This window comes from Haliea sp. E1-2-M8, from assembly GCF_030649675.1.
GTDB lineage: Bacteria > Pseudomonadota > Gammaproteobacteria > Pseudomonadales > Halieaceae > Haliea.
Window position 1 is genome coordinate 47,673 of record NZ_JAUTDR010000018.1, and the last position, 23,760, is coordinate 71,432.

Annotated in this window: 20 protein-coding genes; 11 read left to right on the top strand and 9 right to left on the bottom strand. The window is 64.0% G+C overall.

The genetic code is table 11. The features are described from left to right. Positions 1-64 precede the first annotated feature (64 nt). Both Q6D67_RS15140 and Q6D67_RS15145 read left to right on the top strand, forming a co-directional pair. Positions 65-1,021: a Rieske 2Fe-2S domain-containing protein gene (locus tag Q6D67_RS15140; protein WP_304706504.1), complete on the top strand. Its 957-nt coding sequence runs from the start codon at positions 65-67 to the stop codon at positions 1,019-1,021. Next, positions 1,008-2,603: an AMP-binding protein gene (locus Q6D67_RS15145; RefSeq protein WP_304706505.1), complete on the top strand. Its 1,596-nt coding sequence runs from the start codon at positions 1,008-1,010 to the stop codon at positions 2,601-2,603. The genes Q6D67_RS15140 and Q6D67_RS15145 overlap by 14 nt, the downstream gene beginning before the upstream one ends. A 20-nt stretch (positions 2,604-2,623) precedes the next feature. On the opposite strand, the gene Q6D67_RS15150 is transcribed toward Q6D67_RS15145, so the two are convergent. Further along, a complete protein-coding gene (locus tag Q6D67_RS15150; protein WP_304706506.1) occupies positions 2,624-2,998 on the bottom strand; it encodes a nuclear transport factor 2 family protein in 375 nt (124 codons plus the stop codon). A 261-nt stretch (positions 2,999-3,259) separates the two neighbouring features. On the opposite strand from Q6D67_RS15150, the gene Q6D67_RS15155 reads away from it, so the two are divergent. Together Q6D67_RS15155 and Q6D67_RS15160 are read left to right on the top strand one after the other, a co-directional pair. Further along, positions 3,260-5,464, top strand: a complete 2,205-nt coding sequence (locus tag Q6D67_RS15155) for a TonB-dependent receptor (RefSeq protein WP_304706507.1) — start codon at positions 3,260-3,262, stop codon at positions 5,462-5,464. Positions 5,465-5,603: 139 nt separating this feature from the next. Next, complete coding sequence (locus tag Q6D67_RS15160; RefSeq protein ID WP_304706508.1) at positions 5,604-6,593, top strand: aromatic ring-hydroxylating dioxygenase subunit alpha; 990 nt, start codon at positions 5,604-5,606, stop codon at positions 6,591-6,593. Positions 6,594-6,600: 7 nt separating this feature from the next. Here Q6D67_RS15160 and Q6D67_RS15165 read toward each other — a convergent pair whose 3' ends face one another. Beyond that, positions 6,601-8,004, bottom strand: a complete 1,404-nt coding sequence (locus Q6D67_RS15165) for an MBL fold metallo-hydrolase RNA specificity domain-containing protein (RefSeq protein ID WP_304706509.1) — start codon at positions 8,002-8,004, stop codon at positions 6,601-6,603. A gap of 187 nt (positions 8,005-8,191) precedes the next feature. Here Q6D67_RS15165 and lipA point away from each other — a divergent pair, with 187 nt between their 5' ends. From lipA to Q6D67_RS15185, 4 genes are all read left to right on the top strand, one after another. Beyond that, entirely contained in the window at positions 8,192-9,181 is a 990-nt protein-coding gene (lipA, locus tag Q6D67_RS15170) for a lipoyl synthase (RefSeq protein ID WP_304706510.1), read from the top strand. Between the two features lie 14 nt (positions 9,182-9,195). Next, entirely contained in the window at positions 9,196-10,125 is a 930-nt protein-coding gene (locus Q6D67_RS15175) for a 1-aminocyclopropane-1-carboxylate deaminase/D-cysteine desulfhydrase (RefSeq protein ID WP_304706511.1), read from the top strand. Positions 10,126-10,202: 77 nt separating this feature from the next. Beyond that, entirely contained in the window at positions 10,203-11,087 is an 885-nt protein-coding gene (locus tag Q6D67_RS15180; protein ID WP_304706512.1) for an NAD(+) kinase, read from the top strand. Next, on the top strand, positions 11,087-11,938 hold the full coding sequence (locus Q6D67_RS15185; protein ID WP_304706513.1) for a rhomboid family intramembrane serine protease: 852 nt from the start codon (positions 11,087-11,089) through the stop codon (positions 11,936-11,938). Before Q6D67_RS15180 ends, Q6D67_RS15185 begins: the two co-directional genes overlap by 1 nt. Here Q6D67_RS15185 and Q6D67_RS15190 read toward each other — a convergent pair. Beyond that, positions 11,935-12,648, bottom strand: a complete 714-nt coding sequence (locus tag Q6D67_RS15190) for a Crp/Fnr family transcriptional regulator (protein WP_304706514.1) — start codon at positions 12,646-12,648, stop codon at positions 11,935-11,937. The genes Q6D67_RS15185 and Q6D67_RS15190 overlap by 4 nt on opposite strands. A 194-nt stretch (positions 12,649-12,842) precedes the next feature. On the opposite strand from Q6D67_RS15190, the gene Q6D67_RS15195 reads away from it, so the two are divergent. Genes Q6D67_RS15195 through pepN form a run of 3 tightly spaced genes read left to right on the top strand, consistent with a single transcriptional unit; the run spans position 12,843 to position 16,617 of the window. After that, complete coding sequence (locus tag Q6D67_RS15195; protein WP_304706515.1) at positions 12,843-13,112, top strand: YeaC family protein; 270 nt, start codon at positions 12,843-12,845, stop codon at positions 13,110-13,112. 8 nt (positions 13,113-13,120) lie between these two features. Further along, positions 13,121-13,948, top strand: coding sequence for a DUF2797 domain-containing protein (locus tag Q6D67_RS15200; protein WP_370551971.1), 828 nt, complete (start codon positions 13,121-13,123; stop codon positions 13,946-13,948). 8 nt (positions 13,949-13,956) lie between these two features. After that, positions 13,957-16,617, top strand: a complete 2,661-nt coding sequence (pepN, locus tag Q6D67_RS15205; protein ID WP_304706517.1) for an aminopeptidase N — start codon at positions 13,957-13,959, stop codon at positions 16,615-16,617. Positions 16,618-16,642: 25 nt separating this feature from the next. On the opposite strand, the gene Q6D67_RS15210 is transcribed toward pepN, so the two are convergent. From Q6D67_RS15210 to Q6D67_RS15235, 6 genes are read right to left on the bottom strand one after another with little or no spacing between them, the layout of a single operon-like run. Next, the gene (locus tag Q6D67_RS15210) at positions 16,643-18,343 is read right to left on the bottom strand and encodes a BatD family protein (RefSeq protein ID WP_304706518.1); all 1,701 of its coding nucleotides are present in this window, start codon (positions 18,341-18,343) and stop codon (positions 16,643-16,645) included. After that, complete coding sequence (locus Q6D67_RS15215) at positions 18,327-20,153, bottom strand: VWA domain-containing protein (protein WP_304706519.1); 1,827 nt, start codon at positions 20,151-20,153, stop codon at positions 18,327-18,329. The genes Q6D67_RS15210 and Q6D67_RS15215 overlap by 17 nt, the downstream gene beginning before the upstream one ends. After that, complete coding sequence (locus Q6D67_RS15220; RefSeq protein ID WP_304706520.1) at positions 20,146-21,189, bottom strand: VWA domain-containing protein; 1,044 nt, start codon at positions 21,187-21,189, stop codon at positions 20,146-20,148. The genes Q6D67_RS15215 and Q6D67_RS15220 overlap by 8 nt, the downstream gene beginning before the upstream one ends. Beyond that, positions 21,186-21,668: a DUF4381 domain-containing protein gene (locus Q6D67_RS15225; RefSeq protein WP_304706521.1), complete on the bottom strand. Its 483-nt coding sequence runs from the start codon at positions 21,666-21,668 to the stop codon at positions 21,186-21,188. The genes Q6D67_RS15220 and Q6D67_RS15225 overlap by 4 nt, the downstream gene beginning before the upstream one ends. After that, the gene (locus Q6D67_RS15230) at positions 21,665-22,603 is read right to left on the bottom strand and encodes a DUF58 domain-containing protein (RefSeq protein WP_304706522.1); all 939 of its coding nucleotides are present in this window, start codon (positions 22,601-22,603) and stop codon (positions 21,665-21,667) included. The genes Q6D67_RS15225 and Q6D67_RS15230 overlap by 4 nt, the downstream gene beginning before the upstream one ends. A 10-nt stretch (positions 22,604-22,613) precedes the next feature. Beyond that, positions 22,614-23,570 (bottom strand): MoxR family ATPase, encoded by a 957-nt coding sequence (locus Q6D67_RS15235; RefSeq protein WP_304706523.1) that lies wholly within the window; start codon positions 23,568-23,570, stop codon positions 22,614-22,616. Positions 23,571-23,760: the final 190 nt, after the last annotated feature.

The window sequence follows — 23,760 nt, forward strand, 5'->3', positions numbered from 1 at the left end:
ACAGATATGTCAGTTGAGCTTATGGTTTGCTGACACATATGTCAGTTACGATCAGGAGTCCTCTATGAGCACCAAGCGCTTTCCTTTTCCGATTCCCTTAGGCTGGTTCCAGGTTGCATTCGAAAGTGATGTTCACCCCGGTGACATAAAACCACTCCGTTACTTTGGCCGCGACTTGGTCATGTGGCGTAGCGAGGCAGGCAAACTGCATTTACAGGACGCGTACTGCCCGCACCTGGGTGGTAATTTTGGTGTGCTTGGAAAGGTTGTTGGTGAGAATATCCGCTGCCCGTTCCATCACTGGGAATTTGACGGCGAAGGGCAGGTTGCAGCGATACCCTATGCCCAACAACTGAACACGCGCGCCTGTGTGCGAACCTACCCACTGCAAATCAGGCACGGTCTGGTCATGGCCTGGTATCACCCCGAGGGCGCTGCACCTGATTTCGATCTGCTGGAGGTCCCGGAGTTCGACGACCCCGCTTATGTCACTCCAATCGTGACCGAGCACAAGATCAGAACCTGCCTGCAGGAAATGGCTGAAAACACCGCTGATGGCGCTCACTTCATGACCGTTCACCAGCATCCTGGCGCCGCTGAATATGATCGCTTCGATTTTGACGGCCCCAGCATAATCATGGAAAGCCGACAGAAGTTTCCCAGCTCGGGCGGTCCGGTCGAGGGATACCTGAACTCGACTAATTCCGGCTTCGGCTGGGCGGTGGTTCGGTACAAAACACTGGTTGAAGTCTGCATGCTAACAACAAATGCCCCCATCGACGAGGATAATGTCGTTCAGTACTTCCACGTCAGCTACAGGAATCCGGAACGCGACCCCAAGATCGATCGGATTGGTGCGTCGTTCAACAAGGAGGTCAACCGGCAGCTCACTGATGACATCCCCATGTGGGAAAACAAGATTTATCAGCCGAAACCCAATTTATGTGACGGTGATGGACCGATTGCGAAGTTTCGCAAGTGGGCACAGCAGTTTTATGTGGAGCAGCATGCAAACTCTTGACTACAACAAGGAAGAAAATCGTGTGCTTGGCAATATTCTTCGCCATCAGGCAGAAACTACACCCGGGAAGGATTTTCTGATTGACGGGGAGCGTCACATCACCTATTCCGAAGCCCACGATGCAGCGTGTCACTATGCGGCGGGGCTGAGGCAGCTGGGTGTGCAGCAAGGTGATCGAGTCTGTATTTTCATGAACAGTTGCCCGGAATTTGTCCTGGTAAGCTTCGCCTGCAATTTGCTTGGTGCACCATGGGTGCCGATTAACACCGACTACCGGGGTGAGTGGCTGCAGCAGACATTGGTCGATAGTAAGCCCCGAATCACGGTCACCGATCGCGAGTACTTGTCCCGACTTGCAGAGTTAGGGGATGCTTTCATGGCCAATGTTGTCATCAAAGAGCCTGATGCGGGCTTCCCCAGCCTTACCGAACTATTGTCCACTCCAATCGATAGCTCCCTGCCCGCTGTGCTGCAACGAGGGGATGTCGCTTCAATCATGTGGACTTCCGGTACGACTGGTCGCTCTAAAGGCGTGATGCAGAGTCACAATGCCTGGATGCGAGCGGCATTGAGCGCGGCCAATATAGGTGGCATGCACGAGGGAGACATGATCTACAACTGCATGCCGCTGTATAATTCCGCGGCCTGGGTCACAAGCATATTTCCTGCTCTCGTAACGGGCATTGCGGTAGGTATGGATTCTGCCTTCTCGGCCAGTCATTTCTGGGAGCGCACCCGCTTTTACGGTGCCACCCATATCTTCACCCTGGGTGCGATGCACATGTTTTTGTGGAATGCCCCCGAAAGACCTGATGACTCGGACAATCCTGTACGTTCCGCGACGATGACGCCAATGCCACATGATATCCACAGACCCTTCTGTCAACGGTTTGGGATTCAGGCTATTCAGCAAGGATTCGGCCAGAGTGAGATCATGCAGCTGATCTCCCGTTTCGACGATGGTGTGAGTGAGTTATTTCCCAACGCACTAGGCACCCCCGTAGACGACCTGGAGGTGGCTCTGCTGGATGATGTCAATCGGCCTGTGCCGGTGGGCGACGTGGGTGAGTTCTGTGTCAAGCCCAAGGCTGAACACATTCTCTTCAATGGCTATTTCAATGATCCGGATGCCACTGAGAAAGCATTCGTGGATGGCTGGTACCGCACAGGTGACCTGGGTAAGCAGGATGGCGCGGGCAATTACTTCTTCGTCGATCGGAAGAAGGACCTGATTCGCTACAAGGGGCGCAGCGTGTCGTCGGTTGCGGTGGAGTCCATTGCGCGACGCCACCCCGGGATCAGTGATGTTGCCGCGTTTGGAGTACCATCTGTCGAGTTGTCCTCGGAGCATGAAATCATGCTGGCGGTTGTCGCCAAGCCGAACAGCAGTGTTTCCGAAGAAGCATTGGCCAGGCACATCAATGATAATGCACCCTACTTCTTCGTTCCCCAATATATAGAGATTGTTGAATCATTGCCGATGACGCCCACTCAGAAGGTGCGGAAAGTGGAGCTGAGGGAAAGAGGCGTCACCAATACAACTTGGGACGCACGGGCCGCCGGATTCAAGGTAACGCGCTGAGCCGCCGCAACGGTATTCGCTTAGGATTCCGCCATTTCGATGCGGATCTCCCTTAACTGGCCCTGCTCCGCGCGGTAATATCCCTCGAGCTGTAGCTCGAAACTTTCACCGGCGGCCAGGGATTGCCCCAGGAAAACAGTTACGTCAGTCCGGGCGGTAAAACGGTCGACAATAATTACCCGGGCCTCATTCCCGTTCACCGTAATCTCCGTCGGGGTCATGCGGTCCTCGAACATGCCGATCAGAGCCCGGTAAGTGTCCAGAATCGCCCCCCGCCCCCGCAAGGTGCCCTGGGCGGATTCCAGTGTGCAATCCGGGTGGTAGAAATCAGCGAGTACTTCGGGGGCCTCGCTGTTGTAGGTCGCGTAATAGCGCCGCATCAATGCTTCATCCATGTTGCTGCCTCAGTAGTGGTAAACGATCTGCCGATTTTTCCTGAGAGTGGATTAGAAAACATTACACAAACTATGTAAAGATGGGCTCGCGACTGCAGCGATGGCGACAGGGCGTCGTAAGCAGGCGGGAATTGAGATCGATGTTAATGCCATTTCCTCACTCGAAAAGTGGTTCGGAGGTGGTCCAATAAAGCATTGCATAAGAAATTGTTACGTGAGATAAATACTGCGGCCAGGATAAATAATAATCAGGAGAATCCAGTGATCCGCAGCCGCTATTCAGTCCTCGTTGCCGCCCTGGCCGCCAGTTCCCAGTTGCACGCCCAGGGCAGCATGATGCTGGAAGAGATCACCGTCACCGCGCAGAAGACCACCGAGCTGATCCAGGACATCCCGATGGCGGTGAATGCCGTCACCGGTGAGGCTTTCCGGCGCGCAGTCGCTTTTGATATGCAGGACCTGGGCAAACTGGTCCCCGGCGTCGTGCTTGAGTCCACTGGCAACAACCAGAACATCACCCTGCGCGGCGTGGGCACCAAGATCAGTGCGGCCCAGGCGCCGCGCACCAATACCTACCTGGATGGATCCTACGTCAACAACCAGCAGCTATCCTTTTTCTCCCAGTTTGATATCGCCCGGTTCGAAATCCTGCGCGGGCCCCAGGGCACGCTGTATGGCAGGGCGTCCCCGACCGGTTCCATCGTGATCCACACCCGCAATCCCGATCTCACCGGGTTTGAGGGCTATGTCGAGGGCACTCTGGGCGACTACGATCTGGTCAATACCCGCTTCGGAGTCAGCGTTCCCTTGATCGAAAACGAGCTGGGCCTGCGTATTGCCGGGCTTTTTGATGAGAACAACAGTGCCGATGGCAGTTACGCCAACCTTGATCAGGAACAGTATGTGCGCACCAATGCCGGCCGGGCGACGCTGCTCTGGGAGCCGGAAACGCCCGTTAGCGCACGTCTGAGCCTGAGCCATGTCGACTACCGCGGCGACCAGTCCTCGGCCTATGCGGAGGATCCGGTGCAGGGGATCAGCCGCTACGACAGGGTCGAGATCTCCGAGCAGCCGCGCCTGTTCGGCTCCCGCTTCAATCAGGTGATTCTGGAACTGAACTATGACCTGGATTGGGCCGTGCTGACCTCCCAAAGCTACTACGCGGACGGCACCAACGATGAGATCAAGGATGTCGACCGGACGCCGGTCTACGCCAGCGTGCAGGACACCAATATCATCTTCAACCAGGCTCACAATCAGGAACTGCGCCTGACCTCCAGCGGCAACGATTACTGGGACTGGATCGTCGGCGGCTATTACTCGCGGGCGGCGGCGGATACCGATGTCGAAAACCGCTTTGTCGGTGATTTCGGCGGGGTGTTGGTCAACCTGACCACCAACAGCGAGGACTTCGGCGTATTCAGCCACAACACTATATACCTCACCGGGGACTGGACCCTGACCGCCGGTGCGCGCTGGAACAAGACCAGCCGCTACAATTCCAACACCGCCGACTATTTCGGGCTGGTGCCGCTTCCCGACCAGGCCAATGTTTCCCGCATTACGGACATCGACTGGACCGGCACACTAAAACTCGCCTACCGCCTAGGGGTTGACCAGATGGCCTATGGGACCGTCGACAGGGGTGGTCGCGGCGGTGGCCAGACTCTGGACCTCACCGGCTCCACCCCGGACAACATCCAGGATTTTGGCCCCGAGGAGTCCACCAGTTTTGAACTCGGCTACAAGTCAACTCTGCTCAACCAGCGCCTGCGCTTCAATGTTGCGGCCTATTATCAGATCTACGACGACTTCCACCAGGAAGCCATTGATGTCGACATCGATCTCAACCCCGCTACCCCCGGCCCGGATTTCAACTTCCGCGTCATCCAGAACGCGGAGAAAGTGTTAGTGACCGGCGCCGAAGTCGACCTGACCTACCTGTTCAGCACCTGGTTCACCGGTCAATTCAACGTTGCCTATAACGATGCGGAGTACGACAGCTTCAGCAACGTGGCCTGCAATGGCGGCCCCCGGGCCACGGGTCTGCAGGGCAGTTACGCTACTGGTGGCATCTACCAGGTGTGCGATTACAGCGGTTTGCGCATTGGTGGTGACTCGGGCGACTGGTCCGGGGTGGCGCAGGGCAATATGGTCCTGCCGCTGTCGGGCACCGGTATGGAGTGGTATCTTGATGTGCTCGCCAACGCCAACAGTTTCCGGGTTGCGCCCAACACCCGGATCCGGTCAGCGGGCTTCGCCACCGTCGACCTGTTCACCGGGCTGCGCAGTACCGAGGGCGTTTGGGATCTGAAGCTCTGGGTCAAGAACGCCTTCGACAAGGAGGCCACGATTATCGAGGACGTGCCCGAGGCCAGGACCTACAACGTTCCCAACGGTATTACCCCGCAGGAGCGGGTGATTCGCCCGCGCCAGGTGGGCCTTACCGCAATCTGGAACTTCTGACCGGAGGCGCAGGCGTCCGGTCCAAGTGCTTGTACCGCGCGGCTTAAGCCCTGTCGTAAAACCGTCTATCATGCCTGTGCTGAGCCGCCCGCAGCTGCGCTGACCCGGTGGCCCTTCCCAACCAGCGAGGAGTTCTGTCATGCCCAAGCCCCGTCCCCCCATGCCGATACCGTTCGGCTGGTTTGTGATTTCCTACAGCGATGAGCTTGCCATCGGCCAGTCCCGCGCGGTGCAGTATTTTGGCAAGGAGCTGGTGCTGTTCCGGACCGAGTCGGGCAAGCCGGTGCTGCTCGATGCCTACTGCCCGCACCTGGGCGCGCACCTTGGCTACGGCATCAACGAGAGCAGTGGCCAGGGCGGCCGCATCGAGGGGGAGACCATCGTCTGTCCGTTCCACGCCTGGAAATTCAATGCCGAAGGCTACTGTACGGAAGTGCCCTACGCCAGGAACATGCCGCCCAAAATCCAGGGTAAGCAGTGCCTGCAGACCTACCCGGTAGTGGAAGACAACCAGGTGATCTATGCCTGGTACCATCCCGACAACGCTGCGCCGCTGTGGGAAACCGAGTCCTTTCCCGAGGCCAACAGCGACGACTGGGCGCCGCTGCAGCGCTTCGAGTGGGTGATCAAGACCGCCTGCCAGGAAATGGCCGAGAATGGCGCCGACTCCGCACACTTCCGCTATGTGCATCAGACCGCAACCTTCCCCGAAACCGAGCTTACCTACGAGAAACACTACTCCATGGGGATTCAGCGCGCCGACCTGGAAACACCGAAAGGCATGGTCAAGGGCAGCATTACATCCAGGGGTATTGGTCCCGGCCAGGGCTTTACCCGTTTTGAGGGCATTGCCGACACCTTCCTGATGGGCAATGTCACGCCGATCGACGACGAGACCGTGCACGTGCGCTTTGCCTTTACCCAGCCCAAGGTCAATGGCGAGGTCAAGGCGGGCGGGGTCAATGCGGCCATCATTCGCGACATCTGCAAGCAGCTGGATGAGGACAAGCCGATCTGGGAGCACAAGATTTTCCGGGCGCAGCCCGTGCTGTGCGACAGTGACGGCCCCATTGCCCGCTTCCGGAAGTGGTACAGCCAGTTCTACACCGAGCCCCTGGCCACCGGCTGAGCCACCCTCAGAACGCGATCGATTCGCCGGTGGCCGGGATGGCTGCGCGCACCTGCAGCCTGTCCCACAGCTTGTCGGCGAGGGCATCCTGGGACCTGGGCTCTCCATGCACCAGGGCGATCCGCGGCGCGGGCTGAAAGTTCGCTGCCCACTCAATCAGTTCAGTCTGGCCCGCGTGGGCGGAAAAACAGCCCAGGGTTTCCATGCGGGCCTTGACCGCATACTCCTCCCCAAAAAGTTTTACCGTCTTCATGCCATCGACCAGCAGTCGGCCCAGAGTGCCCTGGGCCTGGAAGCCGGTGAAGATCACCGAGTTGCGGGCGTCCCAGATGCGCTGCTTGAAGTGATGCCGTATGCGCCCGCCGGTGCACATGCCGCTGCCGGCGATGATAATGGCGCCGCTCTTGATCCGGTTGATGGCCATGGATTGCTCGGTATCCGCGGTTAGCTGCAGGCGCGGCAGGAAATCCGCCAGAGACTCCCGGTGGGCGGCGGACAGTTCGCGAATGTCCTCGTCATCCATCAGTTCCAGCCAGCGGTCGTAGACCCGGGTCACCTCGATGGCCATCGGGCTGTCGAGGAAGATCTGCCAGGCATCGAGCTGGCCTGCGTAGTGGAGGCGACCGAGATGGAACAGGATTTCCTGGGTGCGGCCTACCGCGAAGGCGGGGATCATGACATTGCCGCCCTGTTCCCAGGTCTCGTGCAGCACCGTGCGCAGTTCTTCCATGGTTTCGTCTTCTTCGCGGTGATTGCGATCGCCGTAGGTGCTTTCCAGCAGCAGCAGATCCGCTTTCTCCAGCAGTTGCGGGTCATTCATCAATACGGAACCCTTGCGCCCCAGATCGCCCGAGAACACCAGCGTCTTGGCACCCCGGTTCTCCTGCAGAGTGACTTCGACGATGGCAGAGCCGAGGATGTGGCCGCCGTCATGCAGGCAGACCTGGCCGTTGGAGCCGAGCTTGAAAGTCTTGCCGTAGCGATAGGGCTCGAGCTGGCGCAAGACTTGCTCGACGTCGTGCTCATCGTAGACCGGCTGCCTGGGCTTGCGGCCGCGGCGCTCTGCCCGCAGGTTCTCGCGCTCCAGATCCCGCAGGTAGAGGCCAACCGCATCCTTGAGCATGATCGGCAGCAGGTCAGCGCTGGCGCGGGTGCAGTAAATGGGGCCGCGGAAGCCCTGGTGCACCAGCAGTGGCAACATGCCGCAGTGATCCAGGTGCGCGTGGGACAGAATAACCGCGTCGATACTGGTGGGATCGAAGCTGAAGCGCTCGTTGTGGATCCGCTCCACGGCGTCCCCTCCCTGGCGCAGGCCACAGTCCAGTAGCACCCGGCCACAGGCGGGGGATTCAAGCAGGTGGCAGGAGCCGGTGACTTCCTGGGCTGCGCCGTAGAATGTGATTGTCGCCATGACAGAGCCTTGTTGCAGAGTGGAGCGGCCACTATACCCCGGTTGCCGCCCGCGGCGCAGCATGCCGCTGCCTGCCAGCCCGGGCGGAATACCGCGAGCGCTGCTTTGTCCGCCGTGGTCCGCTATAATGGCGCCCCTAAAACAGGCGGGTCGCAGCCGGGTGGCGCCGCCGTGACAGGATCGTGCCATGCCAGACAGCAAACTCATTCCCACCGTACAGGTAGCCAGTGGCGACAAGTTCGTCAACGAGCACGGTATCACCGCGATCAAGGACGGTATCAAGGCGGCTGCCGGTGCCGGCGAGCGCCTGGCCAAGCCGGACTGGCTGCGCATCCGGGTTCGGGGCGGCGCCAGCTACGAAAAGGTCAAGGACATTGTGCACACGCATCGCCTGGCTACGGTCTGTGAGGAAGCCAAGTGCCCGAACATGAGCGAATGCTGGAGCGCGGGAACCGCGACCATCATGCTGATGGGGGAAACCTGCACTCGCGCCTGTCGCTTCTGTGCGGTCAATACCGGTAATCCGCGGGGCTGGCTGGATCCGGAAGAGCCCGCCAATACTGCCGAGTCGGTGCGTCTGATGGGCCTGAAATACGTAGTGCTGACGTCGGTCAATCGCGACGACCTGGCCGATGGCGGGGCCGGGCACTACGCGGCCTGCGTGCGGCGGGTCAAGGCGGACAATCCGGCAACCGCGGTGGAAGCGCTGACCCCGGACTTCCTTGGCGTGCTGGCAGATGTCGAGACGGTGCTCGACTCGGGTATTGCGGTTTTCGCCCAGAATGTGGAAACCGTGCGCCGTCTGACTCACCCCGTGCGCGACCCGCGCGCCAGCTACGAGCAGACTCTGGCGGTGCTGGCCCACGCCAAACGCTATCGTCCCGATGTGCTCACCAAGACCAGCCTGATGCTCGGCCTCGGCGAGACCGACGCTGAACTCCAGCAGGCGATGGCCGACCTGCGCGCCGCCAAGGTCGATATCCTTACCCTGGGCCAGTATCTGCAGCCCACCGTCAACCACTATCCCATCGAGCGCTATGTTTCGCCCCGGGAATTTGAGCAGTACCGCGAGTGGGGCCTGGAGCTGGGCTTTCTCGAAGTAGTGTCCGGCGTGTTCGTACGCTCAAGCTACCGCGCCGAGCAGGTGCTGCAGAAAGACAACGTGGGGCTTGCATAGGCGCCGGAACTTGCATGGGCGCCGGAGTTTGCAGCACTCCCCGGGGCAGTGAACTCTGGCAGTCGCTGACCGGGCAGGTGCTGGAAGGCGTGGCCCTCGATAACGTGACCGTGCTGCGACTGGATCGCTGCGGTGGGCTCGCTCCCGGCAACAAGCAGTTCAAACTGGCGCCCCACCTGGCGCTGATCGCCGCGGCAGGGCACCGGCGGGTTTTGTCTTTTGGCGGCGCCTGGTCCAATCACCTGCACGCTTTGGCAGCCGTCGGCCAGGCAGCCGCGCTGGAGACCGTGGGCGTGATCCGCGGCGAGCGCCCGCAGCGGCTGTCGCCAACCCTGGCCGATGCCGCCCAGTGGGGCATGCAGCTGCATTTTGTCAGCCGCAGTGACTACCGCCGCCGCCAGCAACCCGGCTTTGTCGCCACGCTCTCGCGGGAGCTGGGGGCCGACCATGTGATACCCGAAGGTGGCGCCGGGCCGCTGGGCGCGGCTGGTTGTCGCCCGCTGGCGGAGATGATCGCGGCCCGTTTTCCGCAGGGCGCGCGAGTCGTGGTCGGCGTCGGGACCGGGACTACGCTCGCGGGATTGGCAGCCGCTTTGCCGGCGACTTTCCACATTGATGGTATTGTTGCACTGCGCGGGGAGGGCGGCCTTGAAGCGACGATCGCCGCCCTGGTGGCGGCGCAGGTGCCCGCGGCCCACGCGCGCTGGCGGCTGCATCGCGACTTTCACTGCGGTGGCTTCGCCCGCGCTGATGCGCGGCTGCGGGAGCTCATGCTGCGCTGTGACCGGGAACTGGGCCTGGCGCTGGAGCCGGTTTACACCGGCAAGGCATTGCTGGCGCTGCACAGCTGGCTGGCCGCTGGGGTGGGGTCGGTGCGGCAACCAGTGGTGCTGGTGCACACCGGCGGGCTGCAGGGTCGGCGCGGTTACCCCTGGTTGAACTGAGGGATGGCGGCGCGCGTGTGCCCGCCACCTCGTGTGTGTTTATAATGGCGTTCGCTTGCGGACAGGGCAGTTCGGTTATGCAAACTGGTTTTGACAGGATCGGCCTGGTGGGGCGCAGCCAGCAGGATGGCCTGGCGGAAGTGCTGGAACAGCTGATCGGCCTTTTGCAGGCGCACGGCAAGGAGTTGGTGCTGGAGTCCCGTCTCGGGGAACTGGTGGCCGATACCCGCATTCCCCGCGCTACCCTGGATGAGATTGGCGAAGACAGCGATCTGGTGATCGTGGTCGGCGGCGACGGCAGCCTGCTGAGTGCGGCCCGAACCCTGGCCAAGTATGAGACTCCGGTACTCGGGGTCAACCGTGGCCGGCTGGGTTTCCTGACCGACATTACCCCCGATGACATCGCCACCCAGGTGCCCGCGGTACTGGCGGGAGAGTTCGCACGCGAGAGCCGCTTCCTGCTGGACGCTCGTGTACTGCGCGACGGCAAGACCGTGGCCCGCGCCGATGCCCTCAACGATGTTGTGGTCAACTCCGGCACCTCTGCCCAGATGATTGAGTTCGAGCTCTACATCAACGGCGTGTTTGTCTATCGCCAGCGAGCGGACGGGCTCATCATTTCTACGCCCACCGGGTCCACGGCATATTCTCTCTCCGGTGGTGGGCCAATCATGCACCCGACTCTGGACGCAGTGGTACTGGTACCCATGTTTCCCCATGCCCTCACCAGCCGGCCCATCGTGGTGGACGGCAACAGTGAACTGCGGCTGGATATTCTTGAGCGCAACCGGATTCACCCTCCGGTCACCTGCGATGGCCAGGTCAACATGACCGCGCGTCCGGGTGATTCGGTGGTCATCACCAAGAAACCGCACCGTCTGACTCTGCTGCACCCGGTCGGGCACAGCTTTTACGCCAGCTGCAGAGACAAACTGCGCTGGAGTACGGCGTTGGTGAACTGATGGCGCGGGGACATACGGTATTGCGGGTGCCGGCGGGTGAAGACCTGCTGCCCTTTCTCGTGCTGCTGCAGCATCGGCGCGTCCCGCACCGGGTCTACGAGGCCGGGGGAGAGCAGGTGCTGGAGGTCGCTGACCCGGCCCAGGCCGAGCGCGTGATGGGCCTGTACAGCGCCTGGCGCTCGGGCGAGCTGCAACTGGATATCGCGCCACAGGCGTCACCGGGGGCGCAGCAGGCCAACAGTGCGCAGCGGGTGCTGTCAGTGCCGGTCACCCTGTTGCTGATGGCGCTCAGTGTGGCCGGCTTTCTGCTGGTGTACCTGCGGGCACCCCTGTCGTGGCTGTCCCTGTTCACCTTTGTTCCCTTTACCCTGCAGGGCAGTGGCATCAGCTATGGCAGCGTGGGCTCTGAATACTGGCGTCTGATCACCCCCGCGTTTTTGCATTTCGGTTGGCTGCATATAGTGTTCAACAGCCTCTGGTTGTGGGAACTGGGCAACAAAGTGGAGCGCACGCTCGGTGCCGTGCATATGCTGGGCCTGTTCTTCGCCATTGCCCTGGTTTCCAATGCCTGCCAGTACCTGTTCGGAGGCCCATCCATCTTCGGTGGCATGTCCGGGGTGGTGTACGGCTTACTCGGCTTCAGCTTTGTCGGCGCCCGCTTGCAGCCGCGCTGGGCCTTCGAACCCAGTCGGCCCATCATGCTGCTGATGGTGGGCTGGTTGCTGCTGTGCATGGTGGGGTTTGTCGAAGTGCTGGGATTCGGCGCCATCGCCAATGCGGCCCATGTGGGCGGATTGCTGTCCGGTGCGGTGCTGGGGGCTGGCCTGGCGCTGCTGTCGCGGGCGCGCTAGGATTTCTGTATGTAAGCCGTCAGGCGGTCGCTTTCGTCCTTGACCACGCGGTAGCATTCGCAGCTCAGAGTCTCCAGTTTCTGGCGATCCAGCACTTTGATATGTCCGCGTACATAGTGGATAACGCCCAGTTTTTGCAGTTTGCCGGCCGCCTCGGTCACTCCCTCCCGGCGCACCCCCAGCATGTTGGCAATCAATTCCTGGGTCATGATCAGCTCGTCGGATGGCAGGCGGTCCATGGATAGCAGCAGCCAGCGGGCCAGCTGCTGCAGGATGGTATGGTGCCGGTTGCACACAGCGGTCTGGGCCATTTGGGTGATCAGGGACTGTGTGTAGCGCAGCAGCAGCATGCGCATGGCCGTGTCGGTGTCGAACTCGCGCTTGACCTCCGCAGCCGACAGACGATACGCCCGGCCGGCGCTTTGCACAATCGCATCGCTGGTGGTGCTGCCCCCGCCCAGGAATACGGGCACGCCGAGGACGCCTTCGCGACCCACGACCGAAATCTCGGCAGAGTGCCCGTCTGCCGTGACGTAGAGCAGGGATATGATGCAGTCGATGGGGAAGTAGACTGAGTTCTCCACCTCTCCGGGCGCGTAGATCTCCATGCCCAATGGCAGCATTACCTCTTGCAGCAGCGGAAACAGCCGCTGTTTTGCCGGTTGCGGCAAGGCGGCGAGCAATGCGTTCCCCTCTGGTCCGCTCTTCATGACCGACTGTGCCTCTGCGTGGTCTCGTACTTAAATGTAGCAGACGGATGTGAAAGAACAATCACCCCTTTTGGGAAACTCGCGTATTGGCGCGCTCATTTTTGGTGCAAACGCCGATGGCAGGCCACGGCCCGGGCGGGACAGGGGCTGGCCCGGACGGTTATACTGTGCGGCTTTATCGTGCCGGAGCCGACATGGAATACGAGGACGTCATCAGCCAGCTCACCCCGGAAATCTACCAGAGCCTGAAACGCTCGGTGGAGCTGGGCCGCTGGCCCGACGGGCGCCCGGTAACGCCCGAACAGCGCGCCAATGCGCTGCAGGCGCTGATTGCCTGGGGTGAGCGCCACCTGCCGCCGGAGCAACGCATTGGCTTTATCGACAAGGGCAGCAAGGCCGGCGGCGACTGCGACAATCCCCAGCCTGAACCCCTGCACTGGCGTGATACGCCCGGCGACCAATAGCAATGGCAATGGAACTGGCCCGCGGGGCCCTGCGCAAAATGCAGACCCGCCTCGAAACGCCGGTGGCCTACGAGATGGTGCTGGGTGCGAGCCGGGTGCCACTCAACGGGTTGCTGGGGCAGGCGCTGCAGCTGGAGTTCCTGGGCGCAATCAACTGCATCCACTGCGAGCGTCTCACCAAAAAGAGTTTCAACCAGGGCTACTGCTATCCCTGCTTTCGCCGCCTGGCCCAGTGTGACAGCTGCATTATAAGCCCGGAAAAGTGCCACTATCACCTGGGGACCTGTCGGGAGCCGGAGTGGGGCGCAGCCAACTGCATGATCGACCACTTCGTTTATCTGGCCAACACCTCCGGGCTCAAGGTCGGCATCACCCGCAACAGCCAGGTGCCCACCCGCTGGATGGACCAGGGCGCGACCCAGGCACTGCCAATCCTGCGGGTAGCCAGTCGCTTTCAGTCCGGGCTGGTGGAAACTGTTTTCAAAGCGCATATTGCCGACAAGACCAACTGGCAGGCGATGCTCAAGGGGGCCTCCGAGCCCGCGGACCTGGAGTTGGAGCGGCAGCGGCTGATGGCCGTCTGCGCCGACGAAATCGCCGCCTTGCAACAACAGCACGGCCTGCAGGCACTCATGGTGCTGGAGCAGCAACCGGTAACCGGGATCGAATACCCGGTGCTGGAATACCCACGCAAGGTCACCTCGTTCAATTTCGACAAGGACGCGCTGGTGGCCGGAACCCTGCTGGGGATCAAGGGTCAGTACCTGATTCTGGATACCGGAGTCATCAATCTTCGCAAGTTCGGCGGCTATCAGGTCGCCCTGTCACAACATTGAGGTAAGCCATGCGCGATGCACAGCCGCAAGTTATTCAACGGAAAGATTATCGGCCCCCGGCGTTTCTGATTGAACGCACCGAACTGGGCTTCGAGCTACATGAAGACCACGCCCTGGTGAATGCCTGTCTGCACCTGCGGCGGAATCCGGAGGGTGAGCCCGACGCCGCGCTGGAATTGCACGGGCAGGAGCTGGAACTGCTGTCGCTGTCGCTGGACGGGCGCGAGCTGGCGCCCGGGGAGTATCAACTCAGCGCGGAGCGCCTGGTGGTCGAAGCTGTCCCCGAGTCGTTTCAACTGCGCAGCCAGGTTCGCATCCGGCCCCAGGACAACACCGCCCTGGACGGCCTGTACAAGTCTCGCGCCATGTTCTGCACCCAGTGTGAGGCGGAGGGTTTTCGCAAGATCACCTGGTACCTCGACCGTCCCGACGTGATGGCGGAGTTCCATGTCAGCATCGAGGCCGACCAGGGCCGCTACCCGGTGCTGCTGAGCAACGGCAACCCGCTGGCGCCGGAACCGCTGGGCAATGGCCGCCACCGCGCGCGCTGGCACGACCCGTTCCCCAAGCCGGCCTACCTGTTCGCCCTGGTGGCGGGCGACCTGCGCCATATCGAGGACAAGTTCCGCACTGCCAGCGGTCGCGATGTCACCCTGCGCATCTATGTGGAGGAAAAGGACCTGGACAAGTGCGACCACGCGATGCTTTCGCTACAGCAATCCATGCGCTGGGACGAGGAAGTGTACGGCCGCGAATACGATCTCGACGTCTTCCATATTGTCGCGGTTGATGATTTCAATATGGGCGCCATGGAAAACAAGGGGCTCAACATATTCAACAGCTCCTGCGTGTTGTGCAGCCCGGAAATCACTACCGATGCCGGCTTCGAGCGGGTGCAGTCCATCGTCGCCCACGAGTACTTCCACAACTGGTCGGGCAACCGGGTCACCTGCCGGGACTGGTTCCAGCTCAGCCTCAAGGAAGGGTTTACCGTGTTCCGGGATGAGGCATTTTCCGCGGACATGGGCTCGGCAACGGTCAAGCGGGTAGAGGAGGTGAACACGCTGCGCAGCGCCCAGTTCGCCGAGGACGCTGGTCCCATGTCGCACCCGGTGCGCCCCGACTCCTTCGTCGAGATCTCCAATTTCTATACCGCGACTATCTACCAGAAGGGCGCGGAGGTGGTGCGCATGATCCACACCCTGCTGGGGCCGGAGCGATTCCGCCAGGGCTCGGACCTGTACTTTGAGCGCCACGACGGCCAGGCAGTGACCTGCGAGGACTTTGTGCTGGCGATGGAGGAAGCCTCGGGTATGGATCTCACCCAGTTCCGGCGCTGGTACTCCCAGGCCGGTACCCCCCGGCTGAGCGCACGTGGCGAGTACGATGCCGATGCCCAGCGCTATACCCTGAGCCTGCGCCAGAGCACGCCGCCCACGCCGGGGCAGCCGGATAAAGAGCCGCTGATGATTCCGGTTGCCCTCGGGCTGCTTGGCGCCGCGGGCAATCTGCCCCTGCGCCTGACGGAGGAGGCCCCCGATACAGAGACCGCGGACAACACGCACCGGGTACTGGTACTGGCCGAGGCGGAGCAGACCTTCTGCTTTGAAGGGGTGATGGAAGCCCCGGTGCCGGCACTGTTACGCGGATTTTCCGCGCCTGTGCGCATCGAATACGACTACAGCAGCGCAGACCTCTGTGCCCTGATGAGCCGCGAGGAGGACGGCTTTGTGCGCTGGGATGCTGCCCAGCAACTGGCCCTGCGGGTGCTGGACGCGGCCCAGGAGCAGTTGGCAGCCGGCGCCCCGGTAGAGGTTGATCCCCTGTACCTCGATGCCTGCGGCGAGCTGCTGGCGGACACCGCGCTGGACCCGGCCATGGTCGCGGAAATGCTGCGTCTGCCCGGTGAAGGCTATCTCGCCGAGCTGGCCGCGTCCCGCGGCGGGGCGGATGTGGACGCCATTCATGCTGCCCGCAACGCCGTGCGCACGGCGCTGGCCCAGCGCCACGCCGCGGCATTCCAGGACTGCTACCAGAGACTGGCGAGCAGTGAACCCTATGCACCGGATTCCGCCCAGATCGGCGCGCGCAGCCTGCGCAACACCTGCCTCGATTATCTGGCGCTGGCCGGGGATGAGGGGCTGGAATTGGCGGCTGCGCAGTTTGCCGATGCCGGCAACATGTCCGACCGCCTCGCCGCGCTGCAGGCTCTGGCCTACCACGGCAGCGCCGCCCAGCGCGATGCGACCCTGGAGTGGTTCTACCAGGACTGGCAGCACGAGACCCTGGTGGTGAACCAGTGGCTGCAGGTGCAGGCGACGCTGCCGGCCGCGGATACCCTGGAGCGGGTGCAGCGACTGCTGCAGCATCCGGCGTTCGACAGCCGCAATCCCAACAAGCTGCGCGCCCTGATCGGGGCTTTCTGCAGCGCCAATCCGGTCAATTTTCACCGTGCTGACGGTGCCGGCTACCGCTTCCTGGCAGACCGGATCGAAGAACTCGATGCCCGCAACCCGCAGATCGCCGCCCGCCTGTTGACGCCGCTGACCAAGTGGCGCAACTACCGGGGCCGGGAACAATTGATGCGCGCCCAGCTGCAGCGTCTGGCGGCATTGCCGAACGTGTCGCGGGACGTCTACGAAGTGCTGGACAAGGCGCTCGCCAGCTGAGCGCCGCTTCCTGCCGGGGGCCGGTTCAGGTGCCGCGGGGGTAGAGAGTCAGGGCATCGCTGCCATTGTGGGCACCGCGCCCGGGCGCGGTCCCGCGCAGGCGTGCCACCGCGGCGAGCAGGGCGGCGCCATCCCAGCTGTTGCCGCCGTCCCGGTACAGGGCGCGGTCCAGGGCCGCGACCGCAGCGACCAGAGCGGCATCATCGAGGTTTGCAGCCAGCGCCGCCGCATTCATCCCGGCGCGGCCAGGCAGGCGCGCCTTGCCCCAGGCCAGCAGCGCGCGCCGGGCCTGGGGTGCGCTGTTGCTGGCGCAGGCCGCCTGCAACTGTTTGAAGGCGCGGGCTTCACCGGGGTTGGCCGCCGGCGCCGCTGCCAGTGCAGGCGCTGCGTCGGCCCCGCGTGTGCTGCGCCAGTGCCAGGCCAGGGTGGCCAGCCAGCCCAGGGCAAACAGGGCCGCCAGCGCCTGCCATAACCGTTGCGCAGCCGTGTCAGCCCCGGTCGTGGCGGTAGTGGGAGCGGGGCTTGTTACGGGGTTCTGCGCCGGGTCCAGCGGGGCGGGGCTGCCGGGAGCAGCGGCAATGCTGATTTCGCGGGCCGGAAGCACCGCATAACGCAGGCTGTCGGTTTCCGTGTCCCACCAGGGAATGCGCACTTCCGGCAGGGTCCAGCTGCCGGCCCGGCTCCCCACCAGGGCGGCGCTGTCCCGGCGCAAACCCACTACGCCATTGCCGTCTTCGCGGTCGTCCACCAGCGGCTGGTCGGGGTAATAGCGCAGGGCGTCCGGCGCCGTGAATTCCACCGGTGGCAGTTGCGCTCCCTGTACGCCTTCGCCGCGCAGGCGCAGGGTGCGGGTAGCGGACTCACCCGCCTGCAGCTGGTCCGGGGGCGTCGACCAATCCTCGTCCAGGGTGAGATTGCGGGCCGGCAGCCAGGTGGCGCCGGCGGGGAACGCGGCAGGGCGCGGGCGCACGGTAATCGTCAGCGGTTCCGTCCGCCGCTGCAGCTGGCGGCCGCCGCCGCCGAGGTCGAAGACACTGCGGCGGCCGCTGCTCTCGCGGGCAGTAAACACCTGTGCCGGAATTTCCAGGGTGCCGCTCTGTTCGGGAAAGATCGCGTAGCGCACTTCATGCACCAGCCATGGCCGGCCCTCGATAGTGCGCTGGAAAGAATTTTGCTCCAGCGGTTTGACGAACGCACCGTCCAGCTGCAGCTCACTGACGCTGCGGGAGTCCAGGTTGATTGCCTGCTGGATGCGCAGGGTCAGCAGGAGTTGCCCCTGGACATAGACCTCGCTGCGATCGACCTCGGCGGTAAACAGCACTTCCTGGTCGGCAGCGCCGAGAGTGGGCGGGGGGCCGACTTCGATGGCGACCGGCTGGGTGGTCTCCGCACCGGCGCGAAACGCCGGTATTTGCAGGGTACCTTCCCGCCGTGGGGTGAGATCCAGCGACAGCTGCCGGGTGCGCGTGGTCTGGCCGTTGATGATGCTGGTACTGCTGCTCATGCTTCGCTGCAGGATCTCGAAGTCCGCCAGCAAGTTGCGCAGGTCCAGACCGTCCAGGTCTTCATCGCCGGTGGCGGCGATTACCAGGCGCAGGCTGTCGCCCAGCGCCACCTGCTCGCGATCCACGGCCACTTCCAGCGCCGCCTGCGGCGCTGCGCACCACAGCCACAGCAGCAGTCCCAGCCCCAGTCCCAGCCAAGCACGGCTACCAGTCTCGCTCATTGTCACTCCCGGGTTGTTGTTGTCGCTTGCGGCTTTCGTAGCGGAATTTCTCCCGCAGCAGACCGGAGGGGTCATCCGGCACCCGCCGCAGCCACTGCTCCATGGCCTGGTTGCGCTCGGCTTCCTCCAGCGACAGTTCCGGCACCTCTATGTTGGTCAACGGCTCCTGTTCGGCCGCCGGTTCCTGGGCCGGTTCGGATTCGCGGGCGCCAGTGTCCTCCTCCGCGGTGCCCTCATCCTCATCCTGTGTCCCCGAGGAAGGGTCCTGGGGCGAGCCCTGATCCGGCTCTCCCTGTTCCCGCGGCTCCGCCTCCTGTTCCTGTTTCTGCGGCTGTCCCTGCTCCTGCCCCTCGCTGTCTTCGCCGCTGTCCGGTTGCGGCTCTCCGTCCTCGCCGGACTGCTGTTCCTGCTGTTGCTCCTGCTTCTGCTCCTGCTCCTGTTGCTGCTGCTTCAGATCTTCCACCAGGGCCAGGTTGTCGGCGGCGTCCTCGCGCCCCGGTTGCAGTTTCAGCGAGCGTCGGTAGGCTTCGCTAGCCCCGTCCAGATCGCCGGCACGGGCCAGGGCGTTGCCGCGGTTGTACCAGCCGTCGGCGCTGTCAGGGCCCTGGAAGTGCTCCGCTGCCGCTGCGTAGTCACCGGCGGCGTAGGCGGCCGTGCCGGCCCAGGCCGGATCCTCGAACAGGGCCGCGGCGCGCTCCGCATCTCCGGCCTCCAGCGCCCGCCGGGCCTGCTGGTCGGGGGTCAGCCAGAGATTCTGCAGGGGTTGGGCCTGCACGGTCGCCGGCTCCAGCAATAGCAGCAACGGCAGCAGACCCAGCAGCCAGCCGCGCCGGAACAGGGCCAGCGCCAGCGGCAGCAGCAGAAGAATGAGCCAGTAGCCCTGGTCCTCCCAGGCATCTGCGGTCAGGCCCTCAGCGAGACGGGTTTCCGTAGCCGTGGCCGCCTGTGCCAGCAGCATGTCGAGATCACTGTCATCCACCCGCAGACGCTGATAGCGCCCGCCGGCGGCCTGCGCCAGCGCTTCCAGAGGGCCTTCCTCGAGGCGCGGCAGAATAATGGCCCCGGCGTCGTCGCGCAGAAAGCCGCCGCGCGGCAGCGGCATGGGCGCGCCGTTGGCGGTGCCCAGCCCCAGCACCGATAGCGTGACTCCGGCGCTGCGGACCAGGCGTCCCATGCGCGGCACCTCGTCCTCATCGACACCGTCGGTGAGCAGCAGGACGCGGCCCCCACTGACCCCGGCAGACTGTAGTAATTCCAGGGCCAGGCGCAGAGCGCCGAGAGTGTCGCTGCCGGGCAGCGGCATCATGTCCGGGTTCAGGGCCGGCAACAGGTTGGCGATGGTGGCGGTATCGTCGGTCAGCGGCGTTACCACGTGGGCGTCGCCCGCATAGGCCACCAGCCCGGTCTGGCCCTCGCGCCGGGTCGCCAGCAGGTCCAACAGCTTCTGCCGCGCCCGGTCCAGGCGCGAGGGTGGCTGGTCGGTCGCTTTCATGGAGTAGCTGAGGTCCAGCACCAGCACCAGGGCATCCTCCACCTGTTCCACCGGCTGCGGGATTTTCTTCCAGCTCGGCCCTGCGGCGGCGATGCACGCCAGCAGCCACGCGGCGCAGACCAGTAACAGCAGGTTGCTGCGCCGGCGTTGCTGCTGCTCCGGAATCAGGTGGCGCAGCAGCTCCGGGGCAATTACCCGGCTCCAGCCGCCGGCCCGGCCGCGCTGCTGCCACAGCATCGCGGTCAGCAGCAGCGCCGGCACTGCGCACAATAGCCACAGCGGCCGCATCAGGTGAAGTCCGAACAGCGTCTCAGGCATGGCTGCGCTGTACCTCCTCGCGGGTGGCAGTCGTGGCCGGCCGCTGCGCACGGCGCTGCCAGGCGAGGGCGAAGCTCACTAGCAGTGCCAGCAGCAGGGGCCAGTGGCCCAGCGCCTGGCGGGGCCGGTAGCTGGCGGCCTCCTGTTCTATGGGCTCCAGCTCGTCCAGCAACTGGTAGATACCGGCCAGCTCCTGGGGATCCCGGGCGCGGAAATAGCGCCCGCCGGTGCTGTCGGCAATCTCCTGCAAGGCGGCCTCGTCCATGTCGCTGGAGGGATTGACCCGGCGGCTGCCGAAGCTGGAACCAAAGATGCCGGGCAGGGCCAGCTGGTCGGCGCCGATGCCGATGGTGTAGATGCGAATCCCCATTCCCTGGGCAAGGCGCGCCGCGTCCATGGTGTCGATGGTGCTTGCGGTATCCTGGCCATCGGTCAACAGTACCAGCACCCGGCTTTCCGCGGGGCGCTCACGCAGGCGTTTGACCGCGAGGCCGATGGCATCGCCGATGGCCGTTTCCTGCCCGGCGAAGCCGATCTGTGCATCCAGCAGAAATTGTTCCACTGTCGCCACATCAAAGGTCAGCGGTGACTGCACATAGGCGTTGCTGCCGAACAGGATCAGTCCCACCCGGTCTCCCTGGCGCCGCCCAATAAAGTCCGCGCCGACGGTCCGCACCGCGTCGATGCGCCGCACCAGATTGTTGCCAACCTGCATGTCTTCCACCCGCATGCTGCCGGACAGGTCCACCGCCAGCATCAGGTCACGCCCGCTCTTGGGCAGTTCGACGGGATCCCCGATCCAGATCGGCCTCGCCGCAGCCAGCAACAGGCAGATCCACAGCAGCCACACCAGGAGCAGGGTGGTGCGGTTGCCGCTGCTGCCGCGACGGGCCTGGCGCTGGCCCAGCGCCTGCCAGCGCTGGAAGAACGGTACCCGCAGCGCGGGTTCTTCGCTTTGTGCCGCCGGCCAGAACCGCTGCACCAGCAGCGGCAGCGGCAGCAACAGCGCCAGCCAGGGCCACAGCCAGGTAATCATTGCTGCCTCCGGTGCCGGCGCAGCCAGGTCTCGGCGCAGCGCTGCAGGGCGACGCGGTCGACTGGCCCCGGGTCGGGCGTATGGGCGCGAGCGACAGCCTCGGGGAACCGCAGCGGCGAGCGCGCGCGCGCCAGGCCTTCATTGAGGAAGCTGCGCCAGCGCTCACCGCTGAGGGATGCGACTTCAGCGCGCGGGCAGGATTGCAGGGCCACCGCTTTCAGCAGCGTATTGAGTTCACCCAGAGTACGCGCAGGGTCGCGGTGATCGGCGTGGCGCGCCAGAATCCCCTGCAGGGACCGGCGCGCGGTGCGCCGGTACTGGTTGTTCCGGTAGCGCCGCCAGCCGAGCCAGGCGGCCCAGGCCAGCGCCGCCAGCAACAGCCCGGCAAGCAGCCACCAGCCCGGGGCCGGGGGCCACCAGGGCAGGGGCTCCGGCGCCCGCAGCGGGTGCAGCGCGGCCAGCGGGTCCTGTGGATTCATCGGCTCTGCCCCCCGAAATAGCGCTGCAGCAACAGGAACGGGGACTCCGCGGTGGAGGCTCGCAGCAGGGGGATACCGAGGCGTTGCAGGTCGGTGCCCAGCGCCTCCATGCGCGCCTCCTGCTCCTGCCGGTAGTTCTGGCGCAGGTGGCGGTCAGCGGTCGCCAGTTCACTGCGGCGCTGGCCGTCGGTAATGGCGTAGCGGCCCGCCGGCGGCAGCGCGGTTTCCAGCGGGTCGGCGCAGGACAGGGCGGTGATTTCCGAGTGCTGGGCCAGGCGGAACAGGTTCTCGCGTACTGCGGGGTCCTCGGCGCCGTAGAAGTCGCTGACCAGATAGATGCTGGTCCCGGGCCGGGCGATGCGGCGCAGGGTCTGCAGTATGCCGGCCAGGCTGCGATCATCGCCGCTGGCCAGGGGCAGGCGCTGGTTGAAGGCCTCAATCTGCGACAGGATCGTCAACACGGTGTTGCGGCTGCGGCGCGGGCGTACTTCGCGGTGGCGGCTGTCGTTGAACACCAGGCCGCCAACCCGGTCACCATTACCCAGCGCGCTCCAGGCCAGCAGAGCGCCCAGGTGTGCGGCGAGTACCGACTTGAAGCAGTATTGCGAACCGAAGAACTGGCTGCAGCGTTGATCCACGACTACCAATACCGGACGCTCGCGCTCCTCGCGGAAAACCTTGGTGTGGGCGGCTCCGGTGCGCGCGGTCACCCGCCAGTCAATGGTGCGGATGTCATCGCCCGCCTGGTAGCTGCGCACTTCCTCAAAGTCGATGCCGCGACCGCGGAAATTGGCCTTGTTGGGACCGGCCAGTGCGCTCAGGGCACGATTGCGCCGGGTCAGCTGCAACTGACCGGCGGGGAAGCGGAGCCCGATCAGGGTTTCCAGCGCCACATAGGCGCCGGTCGCGGGCTCACTGACATCGGCCAGGCGCATGCCGGGCGCCCTACGCGGCCGGGACCAGGGTCAGCAATTCATTGATGACCTGGTCCGGGGTGACACCGTTGGCCTCGGCCTCGAAGCTCAGTATCAGGCGGTGGCGCAGAACATCGCCGGCCACAGCCTGGACGTCGTCCGGGCTGACAAAGTCCTGGCCCCGCAGCCAGGCGTGGGCGCGGGCGCAGCGGTCCAGGGCGATAGTCGCCCGCGGGCTGGCCCCGTATTCGATCCAGCCGCCGAGATGCTCGGCGTAGAGCTCCGGCTGCCGGCTGGCGATGACCAGTTGCACGATGTATTGCTCGACAGTCTCTGCCATGTGCAGCGCCAGCACTTCGCGCCGGGCTTCGAACACAGTGTCCTGGCGCAGGGGTGGCGGCGCACTGGCGCTGCCGCTGCTGGCCTCTGCCCTGGTCAGGCGCAGGATCGCGGTTTCCGCGGCGGCATCGGGGTAACCCACCCGCACATGCATCAGGAAGCGGTCCAGCTGGGCTTCCGGCAGGGGGTAGGTGCCCTCCTGCTCGATCGGGTTCTGGGTGGCCATGACCAGAAACAGGGGTGGCAGGGGAAAGGTTTCGCTGCCCACGCTCACCTGGCGTTCGGCCATGGCCTCAAGCAGGGCGGACTGGACTTTGGCCGGCGCCCGGTTGACCTCGTCCGCGAGCACCAGGTTGTGGAAGATGGGGCCGCGCTGGAAGTGGAAGCTGCCCTCCTGGGGGCGGTAGATTTCGGTGCCGGTGACGTCGCCGGGCAGGAGGTCGGGAGTAAACTGGATGCGATGAAAGCTGCCTTCGATGCCCTCCGCCAGTGCCTTGATGGCGCGGGTCTTGGCCAGGCCGGGCGCGCCCTCTACCAGCAGGTGGCCGTCGGCGAGCAGCGCAATGAGCAGGCGCTCAACCAGGTGGGCTTGTCCGATGATCTGGCCACTGAGCCAGGTTTCCAGGGTACGTATGTCTGCACTAGCCACGCAGTCTCCTTGCATGCCGATTGAACGCCGCGGCCGCGAGGCCCCCCCGCGCCGGGTGGCGCGGGGGGCATTGTAGCCAAACCCCTGCCGCAGTTCACGCCCTGGTCGCGGGCAGCCCTTGGGACCGGACGCATGTGTAAAAGTTCCTGCTCACCCGCCCGACAAGTGGCGCAGCTTTGCGCTAGACTAT